Annotated in this window: 14 protein-coding genes; 8 read left to right on the top strand and 6 right to left on the bottom strand. The window is 71.8% G+C overall.

The features are described 5' to 3' along the window. The first annotated feature begins 128 nt into the window (after positions 1–128). The 4 genes from RIC31_RS10960 (at position 129) to RIC31_RS10945 (ending at position 6462) form a co-directional block, all read left to right on the top strand. Positions 129–968: an FAD binding domain-containing protein gene (locus RIC31_RS10960; RefSeq protein WP_350106602.1), complete on the top strand. Its 840-nt coding sequence runs from the start codon at positions 129–131 to the stop codon at positions 966–968. 10 nt (positions 969–978) lie between these two features. Continuing rightward, positions 979–3927, top strand: a complete 2949-nt coding sequence (locus RIC31_RS10955) for a molybdopterin-dependent oxidoreductase (RefSeq protein ID WP_350106598.1) — start codon at positions 979–981, stop codon at positions 3925–3927. Then, a complete protein-coding gene (locus RIC31_RS10950; protein ID WP_350106595.1) occupies positions 3924–5423 on the top strand; it encodes a 6-hydroxynicotinate reductase in 1500 nt (499 codons plus the stop codon). Before RIC31_RS10955 ends, RIC31_RS10950 begins: the two co-directional genes overlap by 4 nt. A gap of 145 nt (positions 5424–5568) precedes the next feature. Next, positions 5569–6462 (top strand): UPF0280 family protein, encoded by an 894-nt coding sequence (locus RIC31_RS10945; protein WP_350106592.1) that lies wholly within the window; start codon positions 5569–5571, stop codon positions 6460–6462. Here RIC31_RS10945 and RIC31_RS10940 read toward each other — a convergent pair. The 3 genes from RIC31_RS10940 to RIC31_RS10930 are packed head-to-tail and all read right to left on the bottom strand — an operon-like array spanning position 6416 to position 7556. Further along, complete coding sequence (locus RIC31_RS10940) at positions 6416–6811, bottom strand: type II toxin-antitoxin system VapC family toxin (RefSeq protein WP_350106589.1); 396 nt, start codon at positions 6809–6811, stop codon at positions 6416–6418. The genes RIC31_RS10945 and RIC31_RS10940 overlap by 47 nt on opposite strands. Continuing rightward, a complete protein-coding gene (locus RIC31_RS10935; protein ID WP_350106587.1) occupies positions 6808–7152 on the bottom strand; it encodes a helix-turn-helix domain-containing protein in 345 nt (114 codons plus the stop codon). The genes RIC31_RS10940 and RIC31_RS10935 overlap by 4 nt, the downstream gene beginning before the upstream one ends. A gap of 38 nt (positions 7153–7190) precedes the next feature. Next, positions 7191–7556, bottom strand: coding sequence for a truncated hemoglobin (locus RIC31_RS10930; protein ID WP_350106584.1), 366 nt, complete (start codon positions 7554–7556; stop codon positions 7191–7193). 261 nt (positions 7557–7817) lie between these two features. Between RIC31_RS10930 and RIC31_RS10925 the strand changes: the two genes are divergently transcribed. Next, positions 7818–8861, top strand: coding sequence for a glycosyltransferase family 4 protein (locus RIC31_RS10925; RefSeq protein ID WP_350106582.1), 1044 nt, complete (start codon positions 7818–7820; stop codon positions 8859–8861). A gap of 17 nt (positions 8862–8878) precedes the next feature. Here the strand turns inward: RIC31_RS10925 and RIC31_RS10920 are convergent, their stop codons facing one another. The 3 genes from RIC31_RS10920 to RIC31_RS10910 form a co-directional block, all read right to left on the bottom strand. Further along, positions 8879–10021, bottom strand: a complete 1143-nt coding sequence (locus RIC31_RS10920) for a class I SAM-dependent methyltransferase (protein ID WP_350106578.1) — start codon at positions 10019–10021, stop codon at positions 8879–8881. Positions 10022–10104: 83 nt separating this feature from the next. Then, complete coding sequence (locus tag RIC31_RS10915) at positions 10105–11622, bottom strand: B12-binding domain-containing radical SAM protein (RefSeq protein WP_350106575.1); 1518 nt, start codon at positions 11620–11622, stop codon at positions 10105–10107. 34 nt (positions 11623–11656) lie between these two features. Continuing rightward, positions 11657–12784: a PAS domain S-box protein gene (locus RIC31_RS10910; protein ID WP_350106572.1), complete on the bottom strand. Its 1128-nt coding sequence runs from the start codon at positions 12782–12784 to the stop codon at positions 11657–11659. A 221-nt stretch (positions 12785–13005) separates the two neighbouring features. Here RIC31_RS10910 and gpmI point away from each other — a divergent pair, with 221 nt between their 5' ends. The 3 genes from gpmI to RIC31_RS10895 are packed head-to-tail and all read left to right on the top strand — an operon-like array spanning position 13006 to position 17373. After that, positions 13006–14583 (top strand): 2,3-bisphosphoglycerate-independent phosphoglycerate mutase, encoded by a 1578-nt coding sequence (gpmI, locus tag RIC31_RS10905; protein WP_350106569.1) that lies wholly within the window; start codon positions 13006–13008, stop codon positions 14581–14583. Next, positions 14549–16006 carry a murein hydrolase activator EnvC family protein gene (locus tag RIC31_RS10900; protein WP_350106566.1) on the top strand — a complete coding sequence of 486 codons (1458 nt, stop codon included), beginning with the start codon at positions 14549–14551 and terminating at the stop codon, positions 16004–16006. Before gpmI ends, RIC31_RS10900 begins: the two co-directional genes overlap by 35 nt. Then, the gene (locus tag RIC31_RS10895) at positions 16003–17373 is read left to right on the top strand and encodes a S41 family peptidase (RefSeq protein WP_350106563.1); all 1371 of its coding nucleotides are present in this window, start codon (positions 16003–16005) and stop codon (positions 17371–17373) included. Before RIC31_RS10900 ends, RIC31_RS10895 begins: the two co-directional genes overlap by 4 nt. Positions 17374–17386: the final 13 nt, after the last annotated feature.

Here is a 17386-nt window from a genome sequence, read left to right as displayed (position 1 = left end):
CGGCAAATCCAGTGTGCCGGCTTGACCCATCACGGGCGTGTGTCCACACTCATATGCACACGAACGAACTGACGCAGGCCCGCATGGCCGGGCTGCGTCGAACGGGGCAACGGCCGGAGACGGCGACATTGGGTTCCTATACGCGACCGGGACGTCTCGAGGACGCCCTGACGGCCCTGCGGGAGCGGCCCTGTACGGTGCTGGCCGGCGGCACCGACCATTTTCCGGCGCGTGTCACCCACACCCCCGACGAGGCGATCCTCGACATCACCGCCCTGCCGGAGCTGGCCGGCATCCGCCGCGACCCTGACGGCGCCCTGGTGATCGGCGCGACCGCCACCTGGAGCCAGGTCGTCGCCGCCGCGCTGCCGCCGGCCTGCGACGGCCTGAAGGCCGCGGCACGCGAGGTCGGCGGCGTGCAGATCCAGAACCGCGGCACGGTCGGCGGCAACCTGTGCAACGCCTCGCCGGCGGCCGACGGCGTGCCGGCCCTGCTGTCGCTCGACGCCGAGGTCGAGCTGGCGTCGCTCGACGGCGTCCGCCGGCTGCCGCTCGACCGGTTCGTGCTCGGCAACCGCCGGACCGACCGGCGGCCGGACGAGCTGCTGACCGCGATCCGGATCCCGGCGACGGCGCTGGACGGCCGCAGCCGGTTCCTGAAGCTCGGCGCGCGACGCTATCTGGTGATCTCGATCGTGATGGTGGCCGGGACCATGACCGTCGCGCAGGACGGGACGATCGCGGCCGTGCGGCTGGCGGTCGGCGCCTGCTCGGCGGCGGCCGTGCGGCTGCGCGAATTGGAGGCGGCGCTGCTGGGCCTGGCGGCACGGGATGCCGCGGGCACGGTCGGCGCGGCGCATCTGGCCGGGCTGCAGCCGATCGACGACGTGCGGGCCGATGCCGGCTACCGGCGCGAGGCCGCCGGCGTGCTGGTCCGGCGCTGCCTGTCCGAGCTGGCGGCGGCGTGAGGGAACGGTGATGAGCGCGACGATCACGCTGACCGTGAACGGGACGCAGCGGTCGGTGACGGTCGACCCGGGGCGCCGGCTGGCCCGGGTGCTGCGCGACGACCTCGGTCTGACCGGCACCAAGGTCGGTTGCGACGCCGGCGACTGCGGCGCCTGCACGGTGCTGCTGGACGGCGCCCAGACCTGTGCCTGCCTGGTGCCGGTCGCCCAGGCCGACGGCGCGACGGTGGTGACGGTCGAGGGACTGGCCGGGCCGGACGGCCGGCTGTCGGCGCTGCAGCGCGCCTTCCACCGCCACGGCGCCGCGCAGTGCGGGATCTGCACCCCCGGCATGCTGATGGCGGCGGCCGACCTGCTGGCGCGCGAACTGCGGCCGAGCCGGCAGCAGGCGCTGGACGCGCTGGGCGGCGTGCTGTGCCGCTGCACCGGCTACCAGAAGATCGTCGAGGCAGTGCTGGACGTCGCCACCGACGCCCCGGACCCGGCGATGCCCGATGCCGGCGCCGCCGTCGGCGCCCGGGTCGCGCGGCTGGACGGGATCGGCAAGCTCGACGGCACCGAATCCTACGCCGACGACGCGCACCCCGCCGGCACCCTGTGGCTCAAGATGCTGCGCTCGCCGCACGCGCTCGCGGACTTCGCGCTCGGCGACGTCGCCGGCTGGGCGGCCGCCACGCCGGGGGTGGTGACGGTGCTGACCGCCGCCGATGTTCCGGGCCACAACAGCTTCGGTATCTACCCGACGCTCAAGGACCAGCCGGTGTTCGCCGAGCGTTTCGTGCGCTACCGCGGCGAGGCGGTGGCGGCGGTCATGGTCGCGGACCGTGCGTCGTTCGAGGCGCTCGACCTCGCGTCCTTCCCGGTCGAGTGGACGCCGCGCGACGCGGTGGTCGGCATCGAGGCGGCGCTGGCCGACGGCGCGCCACAGTTGCACGACGCCTCGCCCGGCAACGTGCTGATCCGCGGCCGGGTCTCCAGCGGCGACGTCGAGGCCGCCTTCGCCGATGCCGATGTGGTCGTCGAGGATGCCTTCGAGACACCGTTCGTCGAGCACGCCTACATCGAGCCGGAGGCCGGCTGGGCCCGGCCGGTGGACGGGCCGGACGGCAGCCGGCGGATCGAGATCCGGGTCACCACCCAGACCCCCTACATGGACCGCGACGAGGTCGCCCATGTGCTGGGCATCGCGCCGGAGCGGGTTCGGATCCTGCCGTCGGCGGTCGGCGGCGGGTTCGGCGGCAAGCTCGACCAGTCGGTGCAGCTGCCGCTGGCGGTCGCCGCCTGGAAGCTCGGCCGCCCGGTGGCGGCGCTGTGGCACCGGCCGGAGAGCCTCGCCTCGTCCACCAAGCGCCATCCGGCGCGCATGCGGGCCGCACTCGCCGCCGACCGGACCGGGCGCATCCTCGGCTACCGCTTCGACGGCGACTTCGATACCGGCGCCTATGCCTCCTGGGGGCCGACGGTGGCCGGCCGGGTGCCGGTGCACGCGCCGGGACCGTACCGGGTGCCGGCGGTGCTGGCGACCAGTGCCGCGGTCTACACCGACGGCCCGCCGGCCGGCGCGTTCCGCGGCTTCGGGGTGCCGCAGGCGGCGATCGCCGGCGAGGCGCTGATGGACCGCATGGCCGACCGGCTGGGCCTCGACCGGCTGGAGTTCCGGCTGAGCAACGCCCTGCGCGCCGGCGACCCGACGGCCACCGGCCAGATCATCCGGGCCTCGGTCGGCCTCGCCGCCTGCCTGGAGGCGCTGCGCCCGCACTGGCGCGGCTACCTCGACGAGTGCGCGACGGCAAACGCCAAGGGCGGCCCGCTGCGGCTCGGCGCCGGCATCGGCTGCATGTGGTACGGCTGCGGCAACACCTCGATGTCGAACCCGTCGGTGATGCGGCTCGGCCTCAGGTCCGACGGGTCGCTGGTGCTGTACAACGGCGCCGTCGACATCGGCCAGGGCAGCTACACCATCATGGCGCAGATCGCCGCCGACGCCCTGGGCGCGCCGCTGGCCCGGATCGCCCAGGTGTGCGGCGACACCGACCGCACCGCCGACGCCGGCAAGACCTCGGCGTCGCGCCAGACCTTCGTGTCCGGCAAGGCGTCCGAGCTGGCCGGCCGCGACCTGCGCACCCAGCTGCTGCGGCTGGCCAATGCCGGCGACGATGCCGAGCTGGCGTTCGCCGACGGCCGGGTGCTGGTCCGCCACGACGGCCGCGAGCGCGTCATCGAGCTGGCCGGCATGCCGGTCGACGCCGAGGGCGACGTGCTGGCCGGCACCGGCACCTTCGACCCGCCGACCGAGCCGCTGGACGCCGACGGCCAGGGCACCCCCTACGCCACCTACGCCTTCGCCGCGCAGATCGCGCTGGTCGCGGTCGACCTCGAGGTCGGCACCACCCGGGTGCTGAAGATGGTCGCCGCCCACGACGTCGGCCGGGCGGTCAATCCGACCCTGGTCGAGGGCCAGATCCACGGCGGCATCGCCCAGGGCCTGGGGCTGGCGCTGATGGAGGAGTACCTGCCGGGGCGCACCGAGAACCTGCACGACTACCTGATCCCGACGGTCGGCGACATGCCGGAGATCACCTGCATCCTGGTCGAGGACGCCGAGCCGCTCGGGCCCTACGGCGCCAAGGGCATCGGCGAGCCGGCGCTGGTGCCGACCGCCCCGGCCGTGCTGGGCGCCATCCGGCACGCCGCCGGCATCGACATCACCCGGGTGCCGGCGCTGCCGCACCGGGTGCGGGCGGCGATCCGGGCGCGCGGCAAGTCGGCGCCTCTCTCCCCCAACGTCATCCCGGGCCGCGCCGCCGGAGGCGGAGCGGACCCGGGACCCACCCGCGGACTCACGCTTTCCGGCGATGACTGCCCGTCGCCACGTGGGTCCCGGATCGGCCGCGCGCAGGCGCGTCCGTCCGGGATGACGTCAGAAGAGAATGAAACGACCGGGAGGATCGCCGAATGAGTGAGACTGCGGTCGCCCCCGACACCGCCGGCGACATCGTGCGCTGCGACGCCTGCCCGGTGCTGTGCCGGATCCGCAGGGGCAAGGCCGGCGCCTGCGACCGCTACGCCAACCACGACGGCACGCTGGTCCGCCTCGACCCGCTGGTGGTCACCGAGCGCGCAGTGGCGCGCGACGGCGAGGTCGTGCCGTTCCTGGAAGCCGCGCCCGACTGGGACGGCAAGGTCGTGGCCGAGGCCCCGGTTCCTGCTTCGCCGGTGTTCGTGACCGGCATCGGCTCCGGAACCACCTACCCGGACTACAAGCCGGCCCCGTTCATCGTCGCGGCCGAATGGCAGGGCGTCGACACCGTCACCGTGGTGACCGAGGGCATCTTCAGCTACTGCGGCGTCAAGGTGAAGATCGACACCGACCGCCATCTCGGCCCCGAGCAGGCGGCGGTGCGGGTCGACGGCGAGCCGGTCGGCCACGTCACCACCGCCGAATACGGCTCGCAGATGCTGTCGCTCGGCGGCGTTCGCCATCTGGTCGGCGGCTCCAAGCGCGAGGGCACGGTGACCTGCGCCGCCCTGCTGGCGCTGTGCAACGGCGAGGCGGTGGACCTGGCGATCGACGGCGGCTCGACCGTCACGGTGCAGGCCGGGCGGCCGCCGGTGGTCGACGGCGAGCGCGAGGAACGCATGCGGGTCGGCTGCGGATCGGCCACCATCGGCATCTTCGCGAAACAGTGGCTCGGCCATGCCGACGAGGTGATCGTGGTCGACGACCACATCACCGGGGTGCTGAGCGAGCACCAGGCCGGCCGGTTCCTGGACATGCGGCCCGGCGGCATCCGGGTGCGCGGCCGCAAGTCCACCCCCGGCCGCTATTTCCAGGTCGCCGAGCCGGGCGCCGGCTGGGGCGGCACCGACGTCACCGACCCGTTGGCGATCATCGAGAAGGTCGACCCGAAGACCGCCTGGCCGGGCGAGCGGGTGCTGATGGTCTCCACCACCGGCGAGGACTCGGCGTATTTCGAGCTCGACGAGAACCTGAAGTTCGTGCCGCTGGCGATGCCCGCCCCCCTGAAGGTGGTGGTCGACCGGATCGGCGAGAACTGCGAGCCGGCGCTGTGCACGGTGCTGTTCATGGGCGGTGCCGGCGGCAGCCTGCGGGCCGGGGTGACCGAGAACCCGGTGCGGCTGACCCGCTCGGTGCAGAACATGATCACCCGGGTCACCTGCGGCGGCGCGCCCGCCTATGTCTGGCCGGGCGGCGGTATCACCCTGATGGTCGACGTGACGCGGCTGCCGGCGAACGCCTTCGGCTACGTCCCGACCCCGGCGCTGGTGGCCCCCATCGAGTTCACCCTGCCGCGCGACGCCTACGCCGCGCTGGGCGGCCACATGGCTTCGATCCGCGAGCTCGACGCGGTGCTGGCCGAGCACCCGGAGCTGCGCCGCGAGCCCGGCCGGGCCGACAACCCATGGCCCTACGACCCCCCGGTTCGACGGTGAGGCAAAACCCCAACCGGCCCTTCGCGGCCCCGCTCACGCGGGGCACCTCAGGGCGACAGAGGAAGAGCATTTTCAGTGAGTTAACCTCTATCGCCCTGAGGTGCCCGTCGCGCAGCGGCGGGCCACGAAGGGCCGGCCGCCGCCTTTGACCGGCCTCGCCGCGATCCTGTCCGACGGCCGCCTGCACCTGCAGGAGGGTCCGATCGACCTGGTGATCGGCGCCGACGGGCCGCTGGAGGCCGTGCGGGCCGCCTACGCCGCCGCGTCCGGGGCCTTCGAAGGACTGCTGGCCGCCCTGGTCGCCGAGTTGCCGCTGCTGCGCGCGCCGGCGGGCGACATGCCGGCGCCGGTTCGCGGCCCGATCGCCCGCCGCATGGTCGCCGCCGTTCACCCGCACCGCGCCACCTTCGTCACCCCGATGGCGGCGGTCGCCGGCGCGGTCGCCGACCATGTGCTCGCCGCGATGGCGGCCGGGTCCCCGGCCCTGGACCGGGCGTGGGTCAACGACGGCGGCGACATCGCCTTCCACCTCACGCCCGACACCCGCTTCGAGCTCGGGCTGGTGCCAGACCTGATCGCCCCGGCGCTGGCCGGCACCGTGACGATCGGCTTCGACGACCCGGTGCGCGGGGCGGCCACCAGCGGCCGCGGCGGCCGCTCGTTCTCGCTCGGCATCGCCGACGCGGTGACCGTGCTGGCCGCCACCGCCGCCGCCGCCGATGCGGCGGCCACCCTGATCGGCAACGCCGTCGACCTGCCCGGCCATCCGGCGGTCCGGCGCGGTCCGGCCGGCGACGAGGATCCGGACAGCGATCTCGGCGACCGCCCGGTGGTGCTGGCGGTCGGCAACTTGTCCGGAGACGAAGTCGCCGCCGCGCTCGACCGCGGCCTCGCCGAGGCGGAACGGATGCGCGCCGCCGGCCTGATCCACGCCGCCGCACTCGCCCTGCAGGGGCAGTGGCGGGTGGCGGGCGGGTCGCAGGCGTTCGCCGCTACAGAACCGGGGCGAGGTCGGTCTTCGCGAAATCGTCTCCCTTGAACAGCAAGGGCACGCCGCGAGTGGCGGCCAGCGCATAGGCGGCGCAGTCGCCGAAGTTCAGGCCAGCCGGGTGCCGGCCTTTGCCGTAGCGCAGGAAGGCCTCCCTCGCCCGCGCCACCTGGGCGGCGTCGAAGGGAACGACCTCCATACCTGGTGAGGCGAGCATCTCGTCCAGGGGCTCCCAGGCTGCGGGGTCACCGATCGATCGCGCCAGGACCATCGCCGCCTCCAGGGACGAGACCGCGGAGACTAGGCATCGATCCGATTCCGACACGGCATCGACGAAGCTCGCGGCCTCGGGTTCGAGCCGCAGGATCGCAACGATCGCCGATGTGTCGATGGCGATCACTTCGGCAGGCCATTCTCGTCGTACAGGTCCTCGTCGGAGAATATCGGTCGGCCGGTTAGCATCGCAGCGCTCTGCTCGGCAATCGCGAGCAGTCTGCGGCGCTTGACCTCCTGGTCCGGCTTGAGTGGCCGGCGGCGGACTCCGTCGGCGATGAACTCGGCACCCGCCTTCTCGAGTTCCGACCGGACGGCCGAGACCGTGTCCTCACCGACCCGGTGCGTGCCGCCGGCCGCCTCCAGCCGCCTGATCGTGGCGGTCGAGGTGCGCGCGCGCCGCGCCAGCTCGCCCTGGCCGAGGCGGAGAAGGGCGCGGGCGGCACGGATCTGCTCGGAGGTGATCATGAGCGAAAAATATCACGCCCGAGCGTTTCCGCTCAACCTCAGCGGTTCAGCACCGCGTTCCGGAGACCCGCCGCCGCGGTCATGATCTGCCGGACCAGATGGCCAGGCACGCTCAGATCCTCGAGCGTGGCCTGCAGGTGCAGGGCGACGGCGTCGAAATGCGCGTCGCCGATCAGGCCGTCGTCGACCAGCCGCTTGTGGGCGCTGCGCATGTAGCCGTCGGCGCCATTGGCCTCGCCCTTGAACACCGCAGCGAAGAACATCTTCTGCTTGCGCCGCATCGCCGTCATGTCCATCGAGGCGAACAGCGGCGACAGCAGCGGATCCGCCAGCACCTTGCCGTAGAACCCGTCGACCGCGGCGTCGATCGCGGCGGCCCCGCCGACCTCGTCATAGAGTGACATCGCAACCCCCGTTACTTGCCTGTCCCCGTCCGGGACGACCGGGGTTCTACGGCGCGTCTGTTTCAGCCTGTGATCGCCTGTTGTTTCAATTGCTCGCGGAGAGCCGTCTCACGCCCGAAGCAAGGCTCGGGCGGCCGCCGTCGGCCGGTCCGCCGAACGCTTCGCGGCCAGCGGGTGTCGGAAATGGCAGGTTGCGCCCCAGACGGTGCGGCGGTCCGGTATCATCGTCGGCCACGGAGACTCCCACGGTGCGACAACGCCATGACGTCCATTCTCCTCGTTACCGATGCCTGGCGGCCGCAGGTCAACGGCGTCGTCCGTTCGCTGGAATGCACCGCCGGCGAGTTGCGCGCGATGGGGGTCCGCGTCGAGGTCCTGTCCCCGCAGGCGTTTCCGACCGTCCCCTGCCCGACATACCCGGAGATCCGGCTGTCTCTGACATACCGGGGAGCCGTGCAGAGGCGGATGGCGGAATTCGACTGCGAGCATCTGCACATCGCCACCGAGGGCCCGCTCGGGCTGCTGGTCGCCGCCGCGGCACGCCGGGTCGGAATGCCGTTCACGACCAGCTACCACACGCGCTTTCCGGAGTACCTGGCGGCGCGCTGGCCGGTTCCGGTCGGCTGGTCCTATGCGTGGCTCCGGCGGTTCCACAACGCCGGCGCCGGATGCATGGTCGCCACCGGATCGCTCAGGCAGGACCTCGACGAGCGGGGTTTCCGCAACCTGATGTCGTGGTCGCGCGGCGTGCATGCCGACCTGTTCCGGCCGATCGACGGCTCCGTCCTGCCGGACAACCTGCCGCGCCCGATCTTCATCAACGTCGGTCGTGTCTCGGTCGAGAAGAACCTCAAGGCCTTCCTGGACCTGGAGCTGCCCGGATCGAAGGTCGTGGTCGGGGACGGCCCGCAGTTGGCGAGCCTCCGGCGGGACTATCCGGCGGTTCACTTCACCGGCCACAAATCCGGCGAAGACCTGGCGAGGCACTGTGCCAGCGCCGACGTGTTCGTGTTTCCGTCGCTGACCGACACCTTCGGCCTGGTCCTGCTGGAGGCGCTGTCCTGCGGCGTCCCGGTCGCCGCGTTTCCGGTCATGGGGCCGCGCGACGTGATCGGCGACAGCGGGGCCGGCGTTCTCTCCGGGGATCTTCGCCAAGCCGCCTTGGACGCCCTTCGGATACCGCCGGAGCGCTGCCGCCGGCGGGCGCTGGAGTTCAGTTGGGCGTCGTGCGCGCGGCAGTTCCTCGACAACGCCCTGGCGGCCCAGGCGGCTCACAAGGCCGACCGGGCGCCCCTGGTTGCCTGACGTGCCGCGCCGCCGCGCTACGGCCGTACATAGGCGATCTGGCGGACGTCGATGCAGCCACCCCGGAAGCCGCCCTCGCAATAGGCCAGATAGTAGTCCCACATCCGACGGAACCGCGTGTCGAAGCCCTGGCGCTCGATCGCCGGCCAGTTCGCCAGGAACCGGGCCCGCCACCCCGCGAGCGTGCGCGCGTAGTCCGGACCGAACGCCTCCTCGGCGTCGACGCGCAGGCCCTGCGCCTGGCCGAGCGCATGCAGGTGCTCCCGGGTCGGCAGCATGCCGCCGGGAAAGATGTAGCGCTGGATGAAGTCCGGGTTCGCCCGGTAGTCCGCGAAGCCGTCTTCGCTGATGGTGATGACCTGCAGGGCCGCGCGGCCGCCGGCGACCAGGCGGTCGTGGAGCCGCGCGAAGAACCCGGTCCAGTACGCCTCTCCGACCGCCTCGAACATCTCGATCGCCGCGATCGCGTCGAACCGGCCGTCGAGGTCGCGGTAGTCGCGGATCTCGAAGCGCACCCGGTCCGAGACCCCGGCACGGCGCGCCCGCTTCACGGCGTATGCATGCTGCTCCCGCGACAGGGTGATACCCAGCACCTCGACGCCGAACTCCCGGGCCGCATAGACGGCGAACCCACCCCACCCGCAGCCGATCTCCAGCAGCCGCTGACCCGGCCGTAGCCGGAGCTTCTCGGCGATCCGGCGGTTCTTGGCGGCCTGCGCCGACTCCAGGTCCTGCTGGGTGCCCTCGAACACGGCCCCGGAATAGGTCATGGAGGGATCCAGCCACTGCGCGTAGAAGGCGTTTCCCAGGTCGTAGTGACGGGCGACGTTGCGGCGGCTGCCGCGACGGGTATTGGTGTTGAGCCAATGCAGCACGCGGCGGACCAGGATGCGAACCAGGCCGTCCGGGTTGCCCTGATTGAACGCGTGTTTGTTGCGCTCGAACAGCTCGACCACGGCCACCGGGTCCGGGCTGTCCACCGCCCCGTCCATGTATGCTTCGGCAAATGCCAGGTGCCCGCCCAGAATGAAGCGCCTGGTCACGCCGGGATCGTGCAGGCGGAGCACCGCGTCGGGTCCGGGCGCCGGGCTGTCGAACGCTACCTCGCGGCCGTCGGCCAGGACCACCGTCAGCCGCCCGACCGCGAGGCCATCCAGCATGCCGAACGCGGCGCGCGTCCAGCGGTCCAGCCCAGGGAGGCTTGCCGGCCGGCCGCCGGACGGACCCTCTTTCCCATTGCCCATCATCGGTTCCCCGCCGTCGCTGCTTGAAGCTCTTCCGTCAGCCGCCCGGCACCGTCCGTGACGTATAGCGGCTCGAAGTCCCGGGCGAACCGCTCAGGCAGGTGCCGGGGCGGACGGTAGGCGACGCTCGGCGGATTGGACATCGCACAGTAGGTCCGCCGCGGCTCCCGCCAGCTCTGGCGCATCTGGCGGATGCTGCCGATCCTCAGGCTGCCGCCATACCGCACCAGGGGGCCGAGCAGGCTGATCATCGACTGCGTGACGTCGAACGACGACCTGCGGGACCAGGCATGGCGCACCGCATGGCGGAGCAGGGCCGTCTTGCGGCCGCGGAACCGCAGCAGGTCGGCCACATAGGGCACGACCCGCTCGAGCGGTTCTTTCGGCCACTCCACGAGCTTCTGGCCGTCGAGGTCGCTCAGCCGGAGGTTCGGCATGAGGCGGCCCGCCCTGGCTGCCTCGTCGAAATAGGGCGTGCCGAGAATCGGGATGGTCAGCGACAGCAGGGCCGGCAGCGGCGTGTCCGTGCTGGCGAGCAGCGTGTCGATCTGGCCGTCGACCTCGGCCACCGTCTGCTGGCCGAAGTCCAGCATCATGCCGTAGTCGAAGAGCACGCCGTGCTCGGCGCACAGCCGGGCCAGGGTGGCGGGGTCGGACGACAGGCTCTGGCGCTTGTTGAAGCTCTTCAGCACCACGGGGTCGAGGGATTCGACACCGGAGAACAGGGCCTTGCAGCCGTTCGCCGCGACCCGGGCAAGGTTGTCCGGGTTCTTGAAGAAGTCGCCGGTCACCAGCGCGCCCCATCCCCGGAAGTCGCCGCGGCGCCAATGCGCGCCAATGAGGTCGACCCGACGCTCGAAGTCGGCGCGGTTGCTGCCGTAGAGGTTGTTGTCCAGCACCATGAGCATCTGGACCCGCCCCATGGCCCTGAACTGGCGGGAGATCTCGTCGGAGGAATAGCTCCGGTAGGGCCGTTTCTCGCCGGTCAGCGAGCAGAAGGCGCAGCTGAAGTTGCAGTTCCTGGTGGTCTCGACGAACCCCAGGCCGTAGGACCATCCGACCAGGTCGAACCGCGGCCCGGGGTCCTCGGCGCGACGGCCCGCCCCGAGCGCATCGTCGATCAGGTCGTCGAGACTCTCGACGTCGCCCTGGCAGACGTAGTCGAAGACGGTCGCGCACAGTCCGGGCAACGCCCGGGCGATCGGGCCGCCGATGGCGATCGCGACACCGGGGCGGGCGTGGCGGAAACAGGCCGCGAGCTGACGAGCCCGGTCGAAGGCGGCGGTCAGGCCGGAGAGCACGACGAGATCCGGCCACTCGAAGAGGCGCGGGTCCAGCAGGGCACCGTGATTGACCTCGTCATGGACCCGGACGTCGGTGCGGTCGCGACAGAACCGCCCGGCGAGGTAGTAGGGTGCCATCGCGCGCGGAATGAACAGGCGCATGGGCGCCGCCGAGCGCCAGGGATCGACATAGGCGTTGACGATCAGAACTCTCGGCCGCCGGCTGTCGCTCATGCTGCTGCTTCGCCTTCGGTCGGTGTCGGCGCGTTCAAACCTGATCCAACCCGGCGAACACCCCGAGGACGAAGATCGCGTACACGCCGATGATGGCGTGGGAGACGATCGGCGTGACGACGCTGCCGGAACGCATGAACAGCCACCCCCAGAGCAACGACGGCAGGATCACCGCGAGCGAGACCACCGGGTTGAGATGAGCATGCAGCACGGCGAACAGCAGCGTCGCTGTCACATTCGCTATCCAGCCGGCTGGGCCGACGACTCCGGTCAGGAAGCTCTGCAGCGGTGCCTGGATGGCGCAGCGCACGGCGAACTGCTGAAACGGCACCGACACCAGGTAGACCGACAGCCCGAGCGCGTAGAGCCCGACGCTGTCCACCCTGGTGCCGTCGTCCAGGACGTAGAAGCTGAACAGCGGCTCGGGCGGTCCGGCGGAGTCGAGGGCGAGGAAGGCGTATTTGGCCAGGGTCATCGCGACGCAGAACGCGACCGACCAGGCGACCGCCTCGACCAGGTGCCGGCGCCGCGGCCGGAGATCGAGGCCGATGGTCTCGGACGACGGCGAGATCCACCGGTTGATCAGGAAGGCGATGACCACCAGGGTCAGGAGCGCCATCACCGGGCCGAGGTCGAAGAACCGGGCCTGCGCCAGCTTCTGCATCGGCTCCAGAAGCAGCGTGAACACGCTGAAGATCGTCAGGATGGCGACGATGAACCGGCCGGTCGCCGCGCGCTCTCGTTCCCGCTCCGCCGCCTGCGCCAGGCTCTCGACCCGCTCGCTCTCGTCGGAGATCATCACCAGGACGCCGACCCGGTCGCCGGTGCCCTTGTGGCGCAGCAGCACGGCGCGGACGCTGAGGTGGAGGCGGCCGTTCTCGCCGTCGAGGCTGATGTTGGCGGTATGCTCCCGGTCCGGGTTCCGGACCGCTTCCAGCACGCAGTCGGTGAAGACGTCCAGTTCCTGGATCGGAAGGAAGACCTCGGCCACGGTCTTCCCGACGGTCTCCGACGCCCGCAGCCCGAAGATCGCCTCCGCCCCGGGATTGAACGACGTCAGCCGCCCCTTCGGATCGATGGTGATGATCGCATCGCGGGACGAATCGACGATGTCGTCGGTCATCGCGACCGGCAGGCTCGGACCGGTGTTCGCATCATCCATACGCACTGCCCCGATTCACCCCAGGCGCTCCACCGAAGCCGACGGCGGCTCCGGTCGAGATCGGTCTCCCGGCATATCACCGGCAGCGCGCCGTCACAATTCGCGCTCCGAGATCGAGGTCGGTTTCGTCGGAAGCGGCGCCGGCTCGTCGGCGACGGCGAACGACATGTCCGGCCGGCGGCGCCCGTGACGCCTCCGATCCGCTGCTGTATAACGCCGCCATGACCGCGACACCGAAGCCCCCCCGCCCCGTAGTGCTGTGCATCATGGACGGCTGGGGCGAGCGTGCCGACACGGTGAACAACGCCGTGGCGCTCGCCGAGACACCGAACTTCAACCGGCTGCGCGAGAGCTGGCCGGCCGGGACGATGAACGCGTCCGAGGAGCATGTCGGCCTGCCGAAGGGCCAGATGGGCAATTCCGAGGTCGGGCACATGAACCTCGGAGCCGGCCGGGTGGTGTTCCAGGACCTGCCGCGCATCGACAAGGCGATCGCCGACGGCGAGCTGGAGCGCCAGCCGGCGATCGGCCGCATCGCCGACGCGCTGCAGGCGAGCGGCGGCACCTGCCACCTGATGGGGCTGGTCTCGACCGGCGGCGTCCACAGCCACCAGCGCCAGATCGCGGCCCTGGCCAAGGTCATCGCCGCCCGCGGCGTGCCGGTGGTGGTGCATGTCTTCACCGACGGCCGCGACTGCCCGCCGAAGAGCGCCGCCGGGCAGCTCGCCTCCTTCGTGAAGGACCTGGACGGCGCCGCCCGGATCGCCAGCGTCACCGGCCGGTTCTATGCCATGGACCGCGACAAGCGCTGGGAACGGGTGGAGGCGGCCTGGCGGGCGCTGGCCCTGGCCGAGGCCGGGCACCGGGCCGACGACGCGGTGGCGGCGGTCGAGGCCGCCTATGCCCGCGACGAGACCGACGAGTTCGTCAGCCCGACGGTGATCGGCGAGGGTGCCGCGATCCGCGACGGCGACGGCATCGTCATGGCCAACTTCCGGGCCGACCGGGCGCGCGAGATCCTGACCGCCCTGCTCGACCCGGAGTTCGACGGTTTCGCCCGCCCGCGGGTGCCGCAGCTGGCGGTCGCCGCCGGCATGGTGGCGTACTCGTCGGCGCTGGCCGCACGGATGCTCGCGATATTCCCGCCGCAGGATCTGGCCGACACCCTCGGCGAGGTGGTCGCCCGGGCCGGCAAGCGTCAGCTGCGCATCGCCGAGACCGAGAAGTACCCGCACGTCACCTTCTTCCTGAACGGCGGGCGCGAGGAGGTGTTCGACGGCGAGGACCGGATCATGGTGCCGTCGCCGAAGGTCAGGACCTACGACCTGCAGCCGGAGATGTCGGCGCCGGAGGTCTGCGACAGGCTGGTCGCGGCGATCCGGTCCGGCACCTACGACCTGATCGTCGCCAACTTCGCGAACCCGGACATGGTCGGCCACACCGGCAGCCTGCCGGCGGCCATCAAGGCGGTCGAGACCGTCGATGCCTGCGTCGGCCGGGTCGCCGAGGCGATCGAGGCGGTCGGCGGCGCCATGTTCCTGACCGCCGACCACGGCAACTGCGAGATCATGGTCGACCCGGAGACCGGCGGCCCGCACACCGCCCACACCACCAACCTGGTCCCGACCGTGCTGGTCGGCGCGCCATCCGAGGTGATCGGGCTGCGCACCGGCAAGCTGGCCGACGTGGCGCCGACCCTGCTGACGCTCATGGGCATCACCCCTCCGGCGGCGATGACCGGCACGCCGATGCTGGTGACCGCCGATGTGGCGGCGCACGAACACCACGCCGCCCAGTAGCGCCGTGAGCCGCGCGGCGCCGGTCCTGCTGCTGGCGCTCGCATGTGGCGGCGTCGCGCTCGGGCTGACCGACGGCCGGCCGCTGCGGGCGCAGACCGCCGGCGACCGGCAGCCGGCGGATCCCGACCGGGCCGCCCAGGAACTCAAGCGCATCGAGCAGGATCTGGCCGGCGGCCGGTCGAGCAAGGAGCGGCTGGACCGGCTGGCCCGCGAACTCGGCCGCGAGGTCGAACGCCTGCGTGCCGACATGGCCGAGGCCGCCACCCGCCAGCAGCGGACCGAGGAGACGGTCGGCGAGGTCGAGGCCACGCTGGCGGTGCTGCGTCACGAGGCCGGCGAGAAGCGCGCCATCCTGGCGACCCGGCAGATCGAGCTCGGCCAGCTGATCGGCGCCCTGCAGCGGCTGGCGCGCCGGCCGCCCGAGATGCTGCTGCTGATGCGCCGTCCGCCGCTCGAGACGGTCCGCACCGGAATCCTGCTGGAAGCCGCGATCCCGCGCATCAACGCCGAGGCCGAGCGCCTGAAGGCCGAGCTGGCGTCGCTGGCGGAGGTCGACGCCAGCATCCGCGACCAGCACGCCCGGCTGGACGCCGCCAGCGCCCAGCTCGAGCGCGAGCGCCAGCGACTGGCGACGCTCGCCGACGACAAGGCCCGGCTGCTGGCGACCACCGAGACCCGGTCTGCCGGCACCGCCGAACGGCTGCAGATGCTTTCGGATTCCGCGCGGTCACTGCGCGAGCTGCTGGCGGGCCTGGAGGCTCAGCGGGCCCAGGAGCGGTCCGAGCAGCAGCGGCTGGCATCACTGGTCCGGCCGCCGCCCCCCGAGTCAGCGGCACCCGAAGCAGCGGCTCCGGCGGCCCCGCTGCCGGCGGACGAAGCACCGGTGGCGACCCAGGGTGCCGGCATCCCCTTGCCGACCGCCCGGCCCGAGCGGCCTGCCGCCGGCGCGACCGGCCCCGCCGCCGGCCCGCTGCTCGCCATGTTACCGGCGGCGCCGCCGATCACCACCGCCAAGGGCCGCCTGATTCGGCCGATCGCCGGCACCATGGTGCGCCGTTTCGGACAGCGCGACCCGGAAGGTCTGCGGAATCGCGGCATCGTGATCGCCGGCCGCGACCGTGCCACGGTGGTCGCGCCGTATGACGGCAGCGTAATCTATGCGGGCGACTTCGAGGGGTTCGGGCTCATTTTGATCATTGAACACGGCGAGGGATATCATACGCTGCTCGCAGGGCTTGGCCGCATCGGACTGCAGGTCGGCCAGCGCGTGCTCGCCGGCGAACCGGTCGGTACAATGCGGGCGCGACCGTCCGGCGTGGGCGGCGGCGAAAGTCCCGAGCTGTATGTGGAGCTTCGCCACAATGGTGACCCGATTGACCCGTTACCGTGGTTCGCGGGACTGACCGGAAAGGCCAAAGGATGACCACCCCAGAGACCCGCCTCCCGTTGCTTCGCCGGCCTTTGGTCCGCCGCCTCGGCGCCACGGCCGCCGTCGTCACGCTGCTCGGCGGACTCGCCGTGGCCGGCGCCGGCCATCTCGACGCCCAGACCAACTCGTCGGAGACCTACCGGCAGCTCAACCTTTTCGGCGCGGTGTTCGAGCGCGTGCGCGCCAACTACGTCGAGGAGGTCAGCGAGGAGAAGCTGTTCGAAGCGGCGATCAACGGCATGCTCGCCTCGCTCGACCCGCATTCGTCCTTCCTGAACGCCAAGAACTACCGCGACATGCAGGTGCAGACCCGCGGCGAGTTCGGCGGCCTCGGCATCGAGGTCACCATGGAAGGCGGGCTGGTCAAGGTGGTGTCGCCGATCGACGACACGCCGGCGGCCAGGGCCGGGCTGCAGCCGGGCGACCTGGTGAGTCATCTCGACGGCGAGCAGGTGCTGGGCCTGACCCTGTCCGAGGCGGTCGAGAAGATGCGCGGCAAGGTCGGCTCCGAGATCACCCTGACCATCCGGCGCGGCGAGGCCGAGCCGTTCGACGTCAAGCTCGAGCGCGCGATCATCACCATCCGGTCGGTCCGGCACCGCGCCATCGGCGACATCGGCTACATCCGGATCACCACCTTCAACGAGCAGGCGACCGGCGGACTGCAGGACGCCGTCGCCGCCATCAAGGGCGAGCTCGGCGACCGGCTGCACGGCTATGTCATCGACCTGCGCAACAACCCCGGCGGCCTGCTGGACCAGGCGATCTCGGTCTCCGATGCGTTCCTTGAGCGCGGCGAGATCGTCTCGACCCGCGGCCGCGGCGAGGAGAACTCCAGCCGCGCCAACGCGGAGCCGGGCGACGTCACCGGCGGCGCCCCGCTCGTGGTGCTGATCAACGGCGGCTCGGCCTCAGCGTCGGAGATCGTCGCCGGCGCCCTGCAGGACCATCGCCGGGCCATCGTGCTGGGCACCCAGTCCTTCGGAAAGGGCTCGGTACAGACCATCATCCCGCTGCAGGGCTACGGGGCGATGCGGCTGACCACGGCGCGCTACTACACGCCGTCGGGCAGCTCGATCCAGGCCAAGGGCATCACCCCGGACATCCTGGTCGAGCCCGCCAAGATCGAGAAGATCGCCCAGCAGCGCGGCCGCCGCGAGGCCGACCTGCGCGGCGCGCTCACCAACCCTGACGGCGCCGCCGGGGCGCCCAAGTCCGGCGCCGCCAGTCCGGCGGAGGACAAGGTCGATTCGACCGTCGGCCCCGACACCGACAAGCCGGGTGAGATCGAGGACTACCAGTTGGCCCGGGCCATCGACCTGCTGCGCGGCATCCACCTCTACCAACGTCGCGTGAATTGAGGCATCGAAGCCG

The organism is Thalassobaculum sp. (assembly GCF_040219615.1).
Lineage (GTDB): Bacteria > Pseudomonadota > Alphaproteobacteria > Thalassobaculales > Thalassobaculaceae > Thalassobaculum_A.
Note: the sequence above shows the minus strand (reverse complement) of the source record. Positions and strands in the feature narration are given on the sequence as shown.

Bases quoted from the DNA above. Each gene is read 5' to 3' on its own strand.
- RIC31_RS10955 (WP_350106598.1), top strand. From the start codon at position 979: ATGAGCGCGACGATCACGCTGACCGTGAACGGGACGCAGCGGTCGGTG.
- RIC31_RS10950 (WP_350106595.1), top strand. From the start codon at position 3,924: ATGAGTGAGACTGCGGTCGCCCCCGACACCGCCGGCGACATCGTGCGC.
- RIC31_RS10935 (WP_350106587.1), bottom strand. From the start codon at position 7,152: ATGATCACCTCCGAGCAGATCCGTGCCGCCCGCGCCCTTCTCCGCCTC.
- RIC31_RS10930 (WP_350106584.1), bottom strand. From the start codon at position 7,556: ATGTCACTCTATGACGAGGTCGGCGGGGCCGCCGCGATCGACGCCGCG.
- RIC31_RS10925 (WP_350106582.1), top strand. From the start codon at position 7,818: ATGACGTCCATTCTCCTCGTTACCGATGCCTGGCGGCCGCAGGTCAAC.
- RIC31_RS10920 (WP_350106578.1), bottom strand. From the start codon at position 10,021: ATGCTGGATGGCCTCGCGGTCGGGCGGCTGACGGTGGTCCTGGCCGAC.
- RIC31_RS10915 (WP_350106575.1), bottom strand. From the start codon at position 11,622: ATGAGCGACAGCCGGCGGCCGAGAGTTCTGATCGTCAACGCCTATGTC.
- RIC31_RS10910 (WP_350106572.1), bottom strand. From the start codon at position 12,784: ATGGATGATGCGAACACCGGTCCGAGCCTGCCGGTCGCGATGACCGAC.
- gpmI (WP_350106569.1), top strand. From the start codon at position 13,006: ATGACCGCGACACCGAAGCCCCCCCGCCCCGTAGTGCTGTGCATCATG.
- RIC31_RS10900 (WP_350106566.1), top strand. From the start codon at position 14,549: ATGTGGCGGCGCACGAACACCACGCCGCCCAGTAGCGCCGTGAGCCGC.
- RIC31_RS10895 (WP_350106563.1), top strand. From the start codon at position 16,003: ATGACCACCCCAGAGACCCGCCTCCCGTTGCTTCGCCGGCCTTTGGTC.